The organism is Ruegeria sp. R8_1 (genome assembly GCF_017743815.1).
GTDB classification, from domain to species: domain Bacteria; phylum Pseudomonadota; class Alphaproteobacteria; order Rhodobacterales; family Rhodobacteraceae; genus Ruegeria; species Ruegeria lacuscaerulensis_A.
Window position 1 is genome coordinate 17,173 of record NZ_JAGHRL010000001.1, and the last position, 14,051, is coordinate 31,223.

Consider the following 14,051-nt stretch of genomic DNA (forward strand, 5'->3'; position numbering starts at 1 on the left):
AGATGACAGAAGAAATGATCCTTGCCAATGCCACGCTGGTTCTGCCCGATGAGACGGTCACAGGCAGCATCCGCGTCACCGGTGAAACCATCGCCGAGATCGCCACGGGCAGCACTGTGCCGCCCGGCGCGGTGGATTGCGGCGGCGACTATGTCTGCCCCGGTCTGGTCGAGCTGCACACGGACAATCTGGAACGCCATATTCAGCCGCGCCCCAAAGTCGACTGGCCTCACGCGGCGGCGATTCTGGCGCACGATGCGGAACTGGCCAGCACCGGGATCACCACCGTATTCGATGCGATGCGCATCGGTTCGATCCCGTCGGGCAACCGCTACAAGAAATACGCCCGCGAGCTGTCGCGCGAGCTGTGGGATCTGCGCGAACAGGATGCGCTGAAGATCAGCCATTTTCTACACCTGCGGGCCGAGGTCTGCTCGGAAACCCTTGTGGCCGAGCTGGATGAGTTCGGCCCCGAAGATCGCGTCGGTCTGGTGTCGCTGATGGATCACACGCCCGGTCAGCGGCAATTCCGCGACATGACCCAGCTAGAGGCCTATATGAAGGGCAAGCATAGCATGAACGATGATGACTTCCTGCAGCATGTGGCCCAGCTGAAGGCATTGCGCGACCGGTTCGGCGATCAGCACGAGGTTGAGACGGTCAAGGCTGCCAAACGGTTCGGGGCGATGCTGGCCAGCCACGATGACACGACGCAGGATCAGGTGGCCGTTTCGGCGGGGCATGGCATCACGCTGGCCGAATTCCCTACCACGGTCGAGGCCGCCCGAGCATGCCACGATCACGGAATCAAGGTTATGATGGGGGCACCCAATGTGATCCGTGGCGGGTCTCATTCCGGCAATGTCGCGGCGCAGGAACTGGCTGATCTGGGCCATCTGGATATTTTGTCGTCAGACTACGTGCCCGCCGCGCTGCTGCTGTCGGCAACCCGCCTGGGCGATATGTGGGGCAATATGGCGCGTGGTCTGCGCACCGTTACCCAGACGCCGGCTCAGGTGGTCGGTCTGGGCGACCGGGGCGAGCTGCGCTCAGGCACCCGCGCCGATGTTATCCGCTTTCGTATCCGCGAAGGCGCGCCAGCGCTGAACGGTGTGTGGTCGCGCGGGCGGCGTGTCGCCTGACAGGGTGCGTCAGGTCAGCCTTATAGGGCGCGTTAAATCAATACCAACTAGGATCGGTAGAAAAGATACCGGTCCGGGGCGATGGTTTCCGGCCCGGCAATCTGGTCGAAACCAACCAGTGGCTGACCCGATATCAATAGCCCTCCGGGCAGCATGACCTGCGCGATTAGCGGGCTGAGGCGGGCTGCCTCGGCCACATCGTCTTCCTTGATGCCACGCCCGAAATCATAATGTGCCAACGCAATTTTAGGGCCGCCTTGCGCCAGCTTTTCCAACATGGGCTCGGCCTCGCCTTGCAGAAAATCCTCGGCCGGCGGAGTGCTGGAGGGATGGCATTGTAGCACCCGGTCCATCACCCAGATACGCCGGTCGGACAGGATCTCGCGCAGGTGGTCATAGGTGCGGCCATTGCCCAGGCCCATGTCCAGCACATCTCCGGGGTGATCCGCGATCTGTTCTACGGCCCAGTTCAACCCATCGCGTTGGGCGGTCAGGCGGCGCAGCATTGAATCCAGTCGGCTCATTCGGGTCTCCGTATTTCGTTGGTCGCGACCCAGGGAACGCCGGGTCCATCCAGAAGAAGGTGCAAAAGGTCGTGGGTAAAGGCCCAGATCGCGTCATCATGCACGAGGTGGTGGGTCAGAATGCCGAAGGGTTCGGAATTATCGCTGCGGCCTTCTCGCCGATCTCGCAATAACGCGGTTGTCGTGTCAATCAGACGCTCGGGCGACACAAGCCCTCGTGTGCCGCGCCAATCAATCGGATCAAGATGCGTGTTGACCTGGTGCAACCCGGGCGCGGCGGTGGGCGTGGCCCGAGGTGTGGCCGTGGACAAAATGCGATAGCCCAGTGCAGGCAGTTCCGCGACGACCTCGGGCGCGATACGGTTCCAGGGCGGTACGAACATGGGCGCCAAACGCTCGCCGAACAGGTCTTGCAGCCGGTCCAACCCCTGCTGTGCGTCACCAATGATCGTTGGCATCGACCGGTGCATCCGAAACTCGGATTTCTTTTCCTGCTTGGGCGCGTGGTTCAGATGCGCCCATCCATGCACGACGGGGATCAGAGTGCTGCTGTCGACCCGGGCGACAAGGCTTGTGTCGCAGGTCTTTGGAATGACAGCCAGGTGAACTGGTACCCCAAGTGTGTCCGAAAGGGCGATCAGTCGGTCAAGCTGAGGTGTTGCCGCGATGGCATCATCGTCACGCCACCATAAGGGCAAAGACAGTCTTTGCTGTTCCCACACGGCCAATTCGTCCTGTAGTGGGCGCCAGTTGGGTATCATATACGGCCCTCCAACAGCGTCTTCGCGATCTCGACGGTTTTGGCAGCCCCGTCAACCCCACGGTCGGGAACGGTTCGTTCAGGGCCCGATGTCGCACTTTCTATCGCCCGAGCCAGCAGTTCTGCGTCCAGCATTTGGCTTGGAATGACTTCGATGGCTGGAAGGGCAGCCAGTGTTCGCGCGCGCAGCGTCTGCTCAACTTCGCTGCCGTCGTCGAAAGGGACGAACACGGACGGAGTTCCGGTCTGCAGAATATCCAGGGCGGTGTTGTATCCGCACATGCTGACCGATGCGGCTGCGATGGGCAGCATTTGCCGAAAATCGGGCCTCACCGGTTCCAACGTAACCGGCGCATCCCTGACCAAAGGCGTCAGCTGTTTGATGCGCGCTTGGGCATCCTGGCCTCCGACCAGCAGGCGCCAGCGCCTGTTGGGCATCTTTCGGGCAGCCTCGATGGCTGTCTGAAAGATCGGCTGTCCAACCGACCCTCCGCCTGCACTGACAAGGATTTCACCTTCACCGGTGCGCTGTGGGTGTGCGGTCGGCGCGTCAGGCGCAACGAACCCGGTATAGTGCAACCGCTTCTGAAGTTGCTCGGAAACCGGCCAGCTGACCTCAAGCGGGATGACAGTTTGATCCGAATGCACAAGGACACCGTCGTAGTGTTCGGATATGATCTGATCTGTCCGTTCAGCTTTGGAGGGCTTCGAGGGCGGCGCAAGAATGTCTCGGACCGATCCCAAGATGACAGGAGGCCGGGGCAACGCACGGGCCGCGTCCAAGGCGGCGGTGAACTCGGCCGACAACGACCTGCGCCCGAACGGGTACAACTCGGTGATCAGTACGTCCGGTGAGAAGCTTCTGACAGCTTCGGTCAGGGCAACACTACGAGCGGACATGTAATCCGCATCTGCCACCTCACCTGATTGCGTCAGCAGGCGCGTAAAGTTGGTACCGTCTGACCGCAGTGGGGGCAGCCCCAGCAAAGACATCCCAGAACTGTCCAGTTGGGGTGCAGGCATGCCACCAGATACGGTCAGAACTTCGTGCCCCGCTTGCACAAAAGCGCGTCCAAGGGTCAAGGAGCGACTTAAATGTCCGGTGCCCAGCAGGTGGGTGACCACGATCATCACTTTCATGCGGCGGGCTCCGAGCGGATCAGGCGCACGGGCTCAGGCCACGCGCGCAGAGGTTGTGTTTCAACGATATACAGTCTGTTGCGCTTGATTTTAAAGGGGGGCGGCCCGTCGAAATTCCAACCCCATGCGCTGGCCAGAATGACCCGCATGATGCCTATGTGACAGACGGCCACCGTATCGGCCTGTAAGCCGTCAAGCCAGGGGCGCACGCGGTTCCAAAGCTCTGCGGGGCTTTCTCCGCCGGGTGGGCGAAACTGCCAGCTCCAGTCCTCGATGTGGCGATAACCGCTGTCAGGGTCCGCGATCAGGTCGACCCCGCGCAACCCTTCCCATTCGCCCCAGTTCATCTCAGTCAAAGCGTCATGGGTGCCTGGGGTGCGCCCAGAGACCAGACGCGCTGTTTCAACTGCGCGTTGCAGCGGGCTGGACCAGAGTTCGGCCTGATCCCAGGGTTCGGGCAAGGCATAACCCGCAAGATCCTGACGGGCATCATCGTCCAACGGAATATCACTGCGTCCCTGAATCCGACCGGCGCGGTTCCAGGGAGTATGACCATGGCGGAGCAGCGCAAGTCTCGTCATCCCCGACCCTCGATCAAGGGGCGGACAGCTTTCCAAAAAGTCTCGGTTGCGTTCGGCAAAAGGTGACGGGCAGCGACGTAGGCGCGCGCCTCGGTTCCGGTTTTCAGGCGCTGCGTGTGGTCACGCAGCAGGCTTTGTAAATGTGCCGCTAGCCCTGCTGGCCCTCTTTCGGTCGTGGGGTAGGTCGAGGGCAGCAAAACATCCCGCACGCCGGGTCTATCCTGCGCAACAACTGGAATGCCGCTGGCCTGCGCCTCAAGGTAGATCATCCCATACGCCTCATTCACGCCCGGCCAGAGCAGGACCGACGCGGTGTCATAGCACATCTGAACGGCAGCACGGTCAAGTTGCCCCAGAAAGCGCACTTTGGACCCGAACCGGGCCATCATGGCCTCAACTTCGGGTCTGGCAGGCCCATCGCCGACAATGTTCAAAGCCCATTGGCCTTCCAGATGCGCCAATGTTTGGGCCAGTATGTCGTAAGAAGCCAGCTTGTCGCCGTGGCGCATCATCGCGACCGTCAACATCGGTCCGTCACATGAAGACGCCTCTGGCAAGTCTTCTGCGGGCAGGAACGGGGGCAGCTCGATCAGTTTCTGCGAGCCGAACCTTTCGCGCTCTAGGGTAATGAGGTCGTTCGCGGTGTGGTAAAAGATCACGTCGGCCGCGTCGCAAGCACTGTGTGCGGCTTTGGCGAAACCCGCCCATGGGCCGGTCAAGCGGCTGGTCGCGCGCGTGCTTTCCAACTGAACATAGGGAATTCCTCGGGCGGCGCTGACACGTGGACCCAGCAAATCGGGGGCCTTGTAATAGTTGTGGTAGGTCACCCAAAGCGCGGTGTCTGTGGGCAATTCTGTTACAAGACGCTCTGCTTCGCGTTCCGCGGCTTCATGCAGCTGCGTCTGAACCCGTGTGTCCCCGGTTTTGTCGTAAAGGCGAAGGGACGAGGCCAGCTCGACCGTATCACCTTGCGCCGCGATTGCGGTCATCAGGTTCCGGGCCATTTCCCTATCGCCGGACGGCACCGGGCTGTCCGGGGATTTCATCGGAGCGTAGAACGCAACCCGCGCCATCAGCCCCGGTCCGCCCCCAGAGCGGTCAGACGTTTGGACAACAGCGCGATTCCGGGGTCCATACGGAAGTCTGCGATCAATCTGTCATAGGCCGCTTTCGCCATGTTTTCAGTTGATTCAGGGTCGGCTGCCATGCTGGAAATGGCCGCCGCCAGCGCGGTGGGGTCATCACTGGACAGCACACCATGGGTTCCAGTTTCGATGAATTCGGGAATGGCCGAGACCGGGGTCGACAGGATCGGCAGCCGCTGAGACGCAGCCTCCATCAGCACATTGGGCAACCCGTCGCGATCTCCGTCCGTGGCAATGCGGCTGGGCAGGACAAACAGGTCCGCCTCGCGCATGGCGGCGATCACCTCGGGTTGGTCGCACGCGCCTTTCCAAGACAGGCGGTCCGCGATCCTTAAATCTTGTGCGAGGGTGCGCAGCGGGTTCCCCAAAGCACCGCCGCCGATATGGGTCCAGTGCCAGTCCAGGGTTGTGGGTAATAAGGCGAAAGCGTCGAGCAGCCGGTCAAAGCCCTTTTTCTCGACCAGACGCCCTACGGAGAGCATGTGGAAGGGTGCATCGGGTGCGCGTGGGGTACGTTTCGGAGGAGACGGAAAACGGCTCAGGTCCAACCCGTGATAGATCAGATCAACGCGCGCGGGGTCATCAGCAAGGCTGCGCAGATGGTCTGCGCCAACGGCGGTGCATGTGGCGCCAAAAGCTGCACCATGCGTTTCAGCGTGCAGTTTCTCGGCCTTTTCCCATTCGGGCGAGGTCCAGATATCTTTGGCATGGGCGGAAAAGCTCCACGGTAGTCCCCGCATGATGGCGGCATAACGCGCGACCGAAGACGGGGTGTGCATAAAATGCGCATACAGGACACGCGTATCCTTCGGCAGTTCTGCGGCCAGAACGCATGCCTGCCCAAAGCGTCTGATGCGGTTATGTGTGGGGTCGCGGCGCAGATCAGCGCGCCAGGTTCGGTATGCTTCGCCATAGCCGGGCATGGCGTGTGCAGCAGCGCGGGCGGCCCAAACGCGCTGGGGTTCCTGATACAGGTATTCGGGCAGGTAATGGACCTGCCCTGTGAACCTGTCGTGCAAGGGATGACGTTTGACGTCAGTAGGATGGCGAAGCGACCAGATGTCAAACCGGTGGCCTGCATCCTGCAATGCCACCAATTCTTGCGCGATAAACGTTTCCGACAGGCGCGGCCATCCTTTGACCAGCACCGCCAGTTTCGGTTGTTTAAGGCTCATCCGGTGGCCCGTTCCTGCTCTCCGGTCAGCAAGGCGTGTACTCGGCTTGTGACATAGTCCAGACCGTCCAGCAGCCCATCGCAGATGACCTCGGATGGAAGGGACTGATTGGGCAATGCTCGGATGGCATTGATCATCGCATCGGTCGTCAACCCATCGCGGCTTTCGTCGAGCATTCGAACAAGGCCCAGTTCTTCGGCGCGCGAGGCCCGGATCCATTGTTCCAGCCGGGGCGTGGTGCGGGGCACGATCACGGCACGCTTGTCAAATGACAACACCTCGCAAAACGTGTTGTAGCCGCCCATACAGACCACACCCGCCGCACCGGCAAACAGGGTTTCGATCTGGGATTCAAATCCGACGGCTGTTACGCGACCATTCAGTGCTGCGACGCGCGTTTCAAACTCTTCGCGCAGTTCTCCTGACAGGAAGGGGCCGTAAACCAGAATAGCCCGAGGCGAAAGCGTCGGGTCGTGCTCGTAGGCGGACAACACAAGGTTCACCATCGCCTTGCCATCGCCACCGCCGCCGGGCGTGATCAGGATGTAAGGCTGTTCGGGCGGTTCTGCGACCGGTCCCAGATCGCGGCGCAAATATCCGGTCCAGTGCATACGCGCTTGGGTGGCAGGGCTAAGAGGCAACCCCTGTGTTGGATCATAGATCGACCGCAACCCATAGACCCAAATCTCATCATAATAGGTCTCGGTGGCATCCAGGGCTTCTTTTCGGTCCCATTCAGCGGCCAGCACTTCGGGCTCGTCTAACACGTCACGCAAGCCTAGGACGATCTGGGTTCGTTTGGTTTTCACAAGGCAGTCCAGCGTTGGCAATAGTTCCCCGCGAAATCCGGTGGGTTCTTTGTCAACGATCAGAACATCAGGATCGAATTGCTGAACGGCAGTTTGGATAAGGCCCGAGCGCAACTCCGTCACGTCTTCAATCCCCATCCCCATCGTCTGCGAGGCATAAGACCCGTCGGCGCGCTTGGTCACCCCCGGCAGGCGTACGTGATCGACGCGACGGGGAAAGGTGAAGCGGCCTGCAACTGGAGACCCGGTCAAGATCAACGCCGAAGCCGAAGGATCAGCCTGAGTTATTGCAGCTGCCAAAGCACGGGATCTGCGCAAATGCCCCAATCCGAACGTATCATGGCTGTAGAACAGGATGCGAGGCGCACGGCCGGTTTTGTCGTTTTGTTTTCCTAGGCTCATTCTTTCGCCCGTATTAGTGTCTGAGTGCAACTCCGCGCGCTTGCACGTCTATCGTATTTGTTTTTCGGCTGCTTGTAAAAAACGCTGCTTTGACCTGCCGAAACCGACAAACATGGCGATTTGGCTACATGTTGTAGATCCTTTCTGTGGTTCGCCGTGTTTTCCACCAATAGATACAACCATCTAAGCGGTGCAACGCACCGCGCTCCTCATATTCAGTTTTTGTCAGATTGAAAACCGTCGATACGTGCCCATTGTACCGCGCACCCAGTAAAAAACCGTTCCCGAAAACAAGCGGTTGATGATTTGAACACGCAAACGTGCTTTTGTATTGTGCGTTGCAAATGTCGAACTGGATAGAATCCCCCATGAAACCAAGATTTGGTGCCATCCTTGCCCTGTTGATCTGGGCGACCACTTTGGTGTTTGCAGTCGGGGCCACAGCGCAGACCTCGCTTATACCCGGTTATACAACGAATTCTGATACTGCGGCATCTACGACCGAAGAGGGCGACCTGGCTACTGCCATCCGGTCGGCCACCGAGGCCGGAGCCAGTGTCATCGTTATCGACAGTGCGGGCAAAGTCGTGTCTTCGGGTCAACAAACAGTAGCGGCTGACGGTGCGGGCCCTACAGACCCGATGTCTGATGGCTCTCAACTTATGAAAGCGCAGGAGAGGTTCTCTAAGTTCCGCGAGTCGATGCAATCCCGGCTCGAGGCGCTTCCCTATTCGATCTTCGAGGTCAAATACGTCCTGCGTCAGACCAGCCCCGATGGTCGGATACAGACCTATGTCGAGGTGCTGTTCTGGAACATCCTGTTCCTGCTGCTGGGGCGTTGGCTCTCAACCGAGATTTACGGCAAGCGCATTGCCAAAGGGATTGTCGTCGCGCGGTCCAAGGAAAACCCGCAAGGTTATCGCGAAAAAATGCCGTTTCTGGTGTTCCGCTTCCTTATGGGGATCGGGGGCACGATCTTTGCCATGCTGATGGCCCTGATCGTCGGGTTCCTGTTCTTTGGCGAGGCTGAGGACATCTCGATCCAGTTCACGGTAACCGCGATTTTCGCGGCCTTCTTCCTGTCGCGCACGGTATCTGATCTTTGGCGCATGGTACTGTCACCTTATCTCAGCCAGTATCGGCTGCCGCCCTTTTCTGACCGGGACGCCAAGCGGCTTTACATCTGGGCTTCGGCGATTGCGACCTATGATATCTCGGTCGTAATGTTCTCGACCTGGGTCGCGGATTTCGGGTTGAACTACAACGTCTATGCAATGGTCTATGGCGGCCTGACTATGCTGGGCGCGTTCGGCAATGTTCTGATGATCCTGTTCAACGGCCGCGCAATTTCCAATGCCATCCGGGGCGGGCGAGCCAAAGAACAAGTGTCATGGATACTGCGCTTTATCTCGTTGGCGTGGGCGCCAGTTTTGATCCTGTATATCGTTTTCAGCTGGTTCAAACTGGCAGTTGATCTGGTGCTGGAGAATGAAAACTCGATCCCCATCGTTGCCAGCAGCTATGCCATCTTCATGTCGGTCGTGATTGCTTATGGCGCAATGAACTATCTGCTCGAGCGGTATTTTGACCGAAACCGTCAGATAGAAGAAATGAACGCCGAGGGTGAGGTCAGCCCAGTGGAGGAGGTTATAGAGACACCTCTGGCCGAAAAACGCGCGCATTCCATCGTGACGTACGAAGATCTGGCCCGCCGTGTTGCGGGTATCCTGGCCTTTGTGGTGGGCCTTTATGCGCTGGTTGTCATTTGGAACCCGGATGCCAGCTGGAGCGAGGAGCTGCCCATCGAACGGTTCCTGGATGTGATGGTCATCATGTTCATCGGCTATATCCTGTTCCATTTCTTCCGCATCTGGATCGACACGAAGATCGCAGAAGAGATTGACGATGGCGGGGCCGAGGCCGAGTTGGGGGATGAAGGCGGTGAAGGTGGGCAGAGCCGCCTTGCCACCTTGCTACCCCTGTTCCGGGGGGCCATTTTGGCTGTGGTCGTTGTCACCATTGTCCTGATCGCACTGATGGAGCTGGGCATAAATGTCAGCCCGCTATTTGCTGGCGCGGGTGTCGTTGGTCTGGCCGTGGGGTTCGGCTCTCAGACCCTTGTGCGGGATATCTTTTCGGGGGCATTCTTCCTGATGGATGATGCGTTCCGCAAAGGGGAATATATCGACATTGGCGATGTGAAGGGCACGGTCGAGAAAATCTCGGTCCGGTCGTTCCAGTTGCGCCACCACTTGGGTGCGCTGAACACCATTCCATTTGGCGAGATCAAAGTGCTGACGAACTATTCTCGTGACTGGGTGATTATGAAGCTGCCCTTGCGGGTGACCTATGACACCGATGTCGAGAAGGTGCGCAAGCTGATCAAGAAGTTGGGACAGCAATTGCTGAGCGATCCGGTTATCGGCGACAATTTCATCCAACCGCTCAAGTCACAGGGTGTGATCGAGATGCAGGATTCAGCGATGATCATCCGCGTCAAGTTTATGACCAAGCCTGGCGATCAGTGGCTGGTGCGCAAGAAGGTTTATCAGGAAATCCGCGAACTGTTCGCGCGCGAAGGTATCCGGTTTGCGCACCGCGAAGTGACGGTGCGTCTGGCCGATGAGAAAGCACCCGAAGACCTGACACCGAAACAGCGCGAGGCAGTAACGGGCGCTGTGCAGGCCGCGATTGACGAGGACTATCTGGACGATATCGGCCCCGGCGGAGGGGATGACAGGTAAGACGCGCTCCCGCCCCTTTGGGCCGCGTTTCTGATGAAACGCATCCAAAAGCGTTGGGCCGGGCCGCGCGTGCCGCGCGGCGAGCGCGCTAGGTTTCGAGCGTAGGCCAAATGGGGTCGGATGTGCCCAGCTTGGATGCGGGCCGGGCCCAGATCATTTCGGTGTCACCCACGCGCAGGGCCGGCTTGAGGCGATGGCCGACACCCCAGTCGGATTTCTCAGGGGCCTGCGCATAATCGGTTGGTTTAGCTTGAGTGATGTCCGTTGTCGTTTCCGTCTTACCCAACACGGTCAGCAACTCGGCCGTTCGGGCCAGAGACAGGCGCGCTTGCATGATCGAATTGCCCAAGGCGGCCTCTGACAACGCCGACAGCGCTGCGGCCGCCATCAAATACCCAGTCGCGTGATCCAACGCCTGAACCGGCAGCGGCGTTGGTTTATCTGCTTTGGCCCAGCTGCGCCCGGCATCCGCGATGCCCGCGCTCATCTGCACAAGGCTGTCAAAACCGCGCCGATTGGACCAAGGTCCCTGCCAGCCATAGGCATTCAAGGTGACTTCGATGCGGTTGGGCGCAAGCTCGTCCCGTTTTGCTTGTGTCAGCCCCAGGGCATCCAGGGCACCGGGGCGATAACCGTGGACGAACACATCCGCCTCAGACAGCAATTCCTGCAATGTCTCAATTCCGGCGGGTGACTTTAGATCCAGATAGGCACAGTGTTTGCCCAGCGAGACATCCGGGATCACGCCGGGTTCGTCCCAGCCGGGCGGATCAATGCGCAAAACCTCGGCCCCGAGCGCGGCCAGAGTGCGGGTGGCAATGGGGCCAGCCAGAACGCGGGTCAGGTCCAGAACGCGCAGGCCCAGAAGTGGCCGTTTGGCCGTGGCCTCTGGACGGTCGCGCAGCGTGATCTGGCGGGGGTTGTGCCAGCCGATCAACGGATCACGCGACACCGCCCGGCCTTGGGGATGTTCCAGCCATTCGGCCCTGCTGCGCATTGCGGCGGTGGCGCCACCCTCGGCCACGATGGCGGTTTCCAGATCGGCGATAGCCCATGTCTTGACTGCCTGCGCGACGGCATCGCGGTCCGCATCGACCTTGAGCACGTTCAAGGCGGCCAGCCGGTGGCGGGCCAGGTTCGTATGCAGCCTGATCCATCCGTCGGCGGCTTGGTAGTCCCCGGCGATGGCATCCCAGAGGCTCGGCATCTCCCACCCTTCGGGCTTGAAGGAAAACCCGTACCACAGGGAAGCCAGCCGGTGATCAACCGTGACCTCAGGGGCGTTGGGCGTAAGGTTCAGGGCAACGATCAAGCGGGCCAGTTCTTGCCCCACGGCGGCAAAACTGGCGGTGGCCAGTTCGGACACGGCAAAAGCGCTGGGCCGCGCCCCGCTGCCGGTCACGCGGTAGCTGTCGGAAGCGGGAAGCGCTGAGAGCAGGGTCATTGCTGATAGGGGTCGAGACTGTCACGCAGCCCGTCGCCAAGGAAGTTGAAGGCCAGCACCACCACGATGATCGGCAGCATCGGGATTGCCGTCCACGGGTAAATCTCGATCGAGGCGAGGTTCTGGGCATCGTTCAACATCACGCCCCAACTGACGGCCGGAGCCCGCAGGCCGAGGCCCAGGAAAGACAGCGCTGTTTCTCCCAGGATCATTGCAGGGATCGACAGGGTGGCCGAAGCGATGAGGTGGGACATGAAGTTCGGCAGCAGGTGCTTGCGGATCACGCGGCCCGAACTTGCGCCCATCATCTCGGCAGCGCGTACGTATTCTTCTTCACGCAGCGACAGGAACTTGGCGCGCACGGATCGCGCCAGGCCAGGCCAGTCTAATATCCCGAGGATGATCGAGATGATGAAGAACACAGCCACTGGGCTCCAATTCGAGGGCACCGCCGCGGACAAAGCCAGCCACAACGGCAGTTCGGGCAGTGACCGCAGAATCTCGATAACACGGTTGATGACCCAGTCGATCTTGCCGCCGAAATAGCCCGCCATCGACCCGAACAGGATGCCCAGGAAGAACGACACCGAGATACCGATCAGGCCCACGGTCAGCGACAGTTGCGCGCCATAGAGAATGCGGCTGAAGACATCCCGACCCAGACGGTCGGACCCCCACAGGAACAGCGTTGCCCCTTCGGGCGCACAAAACAAATGCGTGTCCGACTTGATCAGCCCCGCCAGCCTGTACTCCGCCCCTTCACAGAAGAACTGGAGCGGGCGCGGATCGCTGGTGTCGGTCACGGCTTTCCACTGGAAGGTCTCAAGATCGGCCTCGATCACTGTCGGGTAGACAAACGGACCGACGAATTCGCCTTCGTGGAACCAGTTGATGCTTTGGGGCGGGGCATAAAGATGCTCGTCATTGCGTTCATTCGCACCATAGGGGGCAATGAACCCGGCAAAGGGCAGCATCAGGTAGCACAGCAGCAGGAAGATGCCCGAAAGCAAGCCCAGTTTGTGGGTGCGGAATTTGCGCCAGACCAGCAGCCAGTTGGGGGCGTCCAGATCGGCGCGCTCAAGCTGTTGCAGGGCGGCTTCGGGATCGAAGGGGGCGTCGTCGACATAGCGACCGTCGGATCGTTTGCTCATGCTTCGCGCCCCTCATACCGGATACGCGGGTCCAGCATGACCAGCAAGATGTCTGAGATCATGGTCCCAATCAGCGTCAGCAGGGCCACAAACATCAGGATGAAGGCTGACAGGAACTGATCCTGTGTCTTCAGCGCGGTGAGCAAGGTTGGGCCGATTGTTTGCAGCCCCAGCACCACCGAGACCAGAACCGACCCCGATACCATAGAGGGCAGCAGGTTGCCGATATCGGCCACAAACGGGTTGAAGGCCACGCGCAGGGGATACTTGGTCAACATCCGCGACGGAGCCATACCCTTCGCGATGGCGGTTTCCACATAGGGTTTGCCCAGCTCGTCCAGCATGTTCGCGCGTAGCCGCTGCATCATCGCGGATGCCCCCGAGGTGCCGATCACGAAGGTTGGAACAATCAGGTGGAGCAGGATGGATTTTAGCTTGTCCCAGCTCATCGGCTGCCCTTCGTAGACCGGATCCATCAAACCCCCGATGGGTAGGTTGAAATACTGGTGGCCGTAGTAGAACAGGATCAGGGCCAGCAGGAAGTTCGGGGTGGCCAGGCCCAGATACCCTACGAAAGCCGAGGTATAGTCGATCCAGGTCCGTGACCGCGCCGCCGCTAGCACGCCCAGCGGCAGGGCGACGGCATAAACAAACAAGATCGCGGCAAGGTTCACCACGACGGTCAGCCATAGGGTGTCGCCCACGATCTCGGCTACGGGACGATCGAACTCGAAGGACCAGCCGTAGTTGCCTTGTATCAGACCTTCAAACCCATGTGGTCCGGGCCAGAACCCCATCCAGATCAGGTATTGTTCCCACATCGGACGGTCCAGAGCGTATTCTGTGCGTAGAAATTCCGCCTTGGCTACACCAGCAGACTGACCCGATGCCTGAAGTTCTGCGATCTGGTTGCTGAGATAGTCTCCGGGCGGCAGGTTGATGATCACGAAGATCAGCACTGACACAACAAGCAGCGTCAGCAGCATCGTGAAAAAGCGATACACCACGTAGCGCAGCATTACCATTTAGCTGCT

General features: G+C 59.8%; 12 protein-coding genes. 2 read left to right on the forward strand and 10 right to left on the reverse strand.

The features are described 5' to 3' along the window. Positions 1 to 2 precede the first annotated feature (2 nt). Positions 3 to 1,142: an alpha-D-ribose 1-methylphosphonate 5-triphosphate diphosphatase gene (locus J7380_RS00110; protein WP_209193947.1), complete on the forward strand. Its 1,140-nt coding sequence runs from the start codon at positions 3 to 5 to the stop codon at positions 1,140 to 1,142. A gap of 47 nt (positions 1,143 to 1,189) precedes the next feature. On the opposite strand, the gene J7380_RS00115 is transcribed toward J7380_RS00110, so the two are convergent. From J7380_RS00115 to J7380_RS00145, 7 genes are read right to left on the reverse strand one after another with little or no spacing between them, the layout of a single operon-like run. Further along, a complete protein-coding gene (locus J7380_RS00115; protein ID WP_209193948.1) occupies positions 1,190 to 1,666 on the reverse strand; it encodes a class I SAM-dependent methyltransferase in 477 nt (158 codons plus the stop codon). Next, a complete protein-coding gene (locus tag J7380_RS00120) occupies positions 1,663 to 2,427 on the reverse strand; it encodes a polysaccharide deacetylase family protein (protein ID WP_209193949.1) in 765 nt (254 codons plus the stop codon). The genes J7380_RS00115 and J7380_RS00120 overlap by 4 nt, the downstream gene beginning before the upstream one ends. Then, complete coding sequence (locus J7380_RS00125; protein WP_209193950.1) at positions 2,424 to 3,566, reverse strand: glycosyltransferase; 1,143 nt, start codon at positions 3,564 to 3,566, stop codon at positions 2,424 to 2,426. The genes J7380_RS00120 and J7380_RS00125 overlap by 4 nt, the downstream gene beginning before the upstream one ends. Continuing rightward, a complete protein-coding gene (locus J7380_RS00130) occupies positions 3,563 to 4,147 on the reverse strand; it encodes a histidine phosphatase family protein (RefSeq protein WP_209193951.1) in 585 nt (194 codons plus the stop codon). The genes J7380_RS00125 and J7380_RS00130 overlap by 4 nt, the downstream gene beginning before the upstream one ends. Continuing rightward, a complete protein-coding gene (locus J7380_RS00135) occupies positions 4,144 to 5,220 on the reverse strand; it encodes a glycosyltransferase family 4 protein (protein WP_209193952.1) in 1,077 nt (358 codons plus the stop codon). Before J7380_RS00135 ends, J7380_RS00130 begins: the two co-directional genes overlap by 4 nt. Beyond that, on the reverse strand, positions 5,220 to 6,467 hold the full coding sequence (locus tag J7380_RS00140) for a glycosyltransferase (RefSeq protein ID WP_209193953.1): 1,248 nt from the start codon (positions 6,465 to 6,467) through the stop codon (positions 5,220 to 5,222). The genes J7380_RS00135 and J7380_RS00140 overlap by 1 nt, the downstream gene beginning before the upstream one ends. Then, on the reverse strand, positions 6,464 to 7,678 hold the full coding sequence (locus J7380_RS00145; protein ID WP_209193954.1) for a hypothetical protein: 1,215 nt from the start codon (positions 7,676 to 7,678) through the stop codon (positions 6,464 to 6,466). Before J7380_RS00145 ends, J7380_RS00140 begins: the two co-directional genes overlap by 4 nt. Before the next feature lie 368 nt (positions 7,679 to 8,046). Here J7380_RS00145 and J7380_RS00150 point away from each other — a divergent pair, with 368 nt between their 5' ends. Continuing rightward, positions 8,047 to 10,422, forward strand: a complete 2,376-nt coding sequence (locus J7380_RS00150) for a mechanosensitive ion channel domain-containing protein (RefSeq protein WP_209193955.1) — start codon at positions 8,047 to 8,049, stop codon at positions 10,420 to 10,422. Positions 10,423 to 10,510: 88 nt separating this feature from the next. Here J7380_RS00150 and J7380_RS00155 read toward each other — a convergent pair whose 3' ends face one another. From J7380_RS00155 to J7380_RS00165, 3 genes are read right to left on the reverse strand one after another with little or no spacing between them, the layout of a single operon-like run. After that, complete coding sequence (locus J7380_RS00155; RefSeq protein ID WP_209193956.1) at positions 10,511 to 11,866, reverse strand: CoA transferase; 1,356 nt, start codon at positions 11,864 to 11,866, stop codon at positions 10,511 to 10,513. Further along, positions 11,863 to 13,017, reverse strand: a complete 1,155-nt coding sequence (locus tag J7380_RS00160) for an ABC transporter permease (RefSeq protein WP_209193957.1) — start codon at positions 13,015 to 13,017, stop codon at positions 11,863 to 11,865. The genes J7380_RS00155 and J7380_RS00160 overlap by 4 nt, the downstream gene beginning before the upstream one ends. Continuing rightward, complete coding sequence (locus J7380_RS00165) at positions 13,014 to 14,042, reverse strand: ABC transporter permease (RefSeq protein WP_209193958.1); 1,029 nt, start codon at positions 14,040 to 14,042, stop codon at positions 13,014 to 13,016. Before J7380_RS00165 ends, J7380_RS00160 begins: the two co-directional genes overlap by 4 nt. Positions 14,043 to 14,051 lie beyond the last annotated feature (9 nt).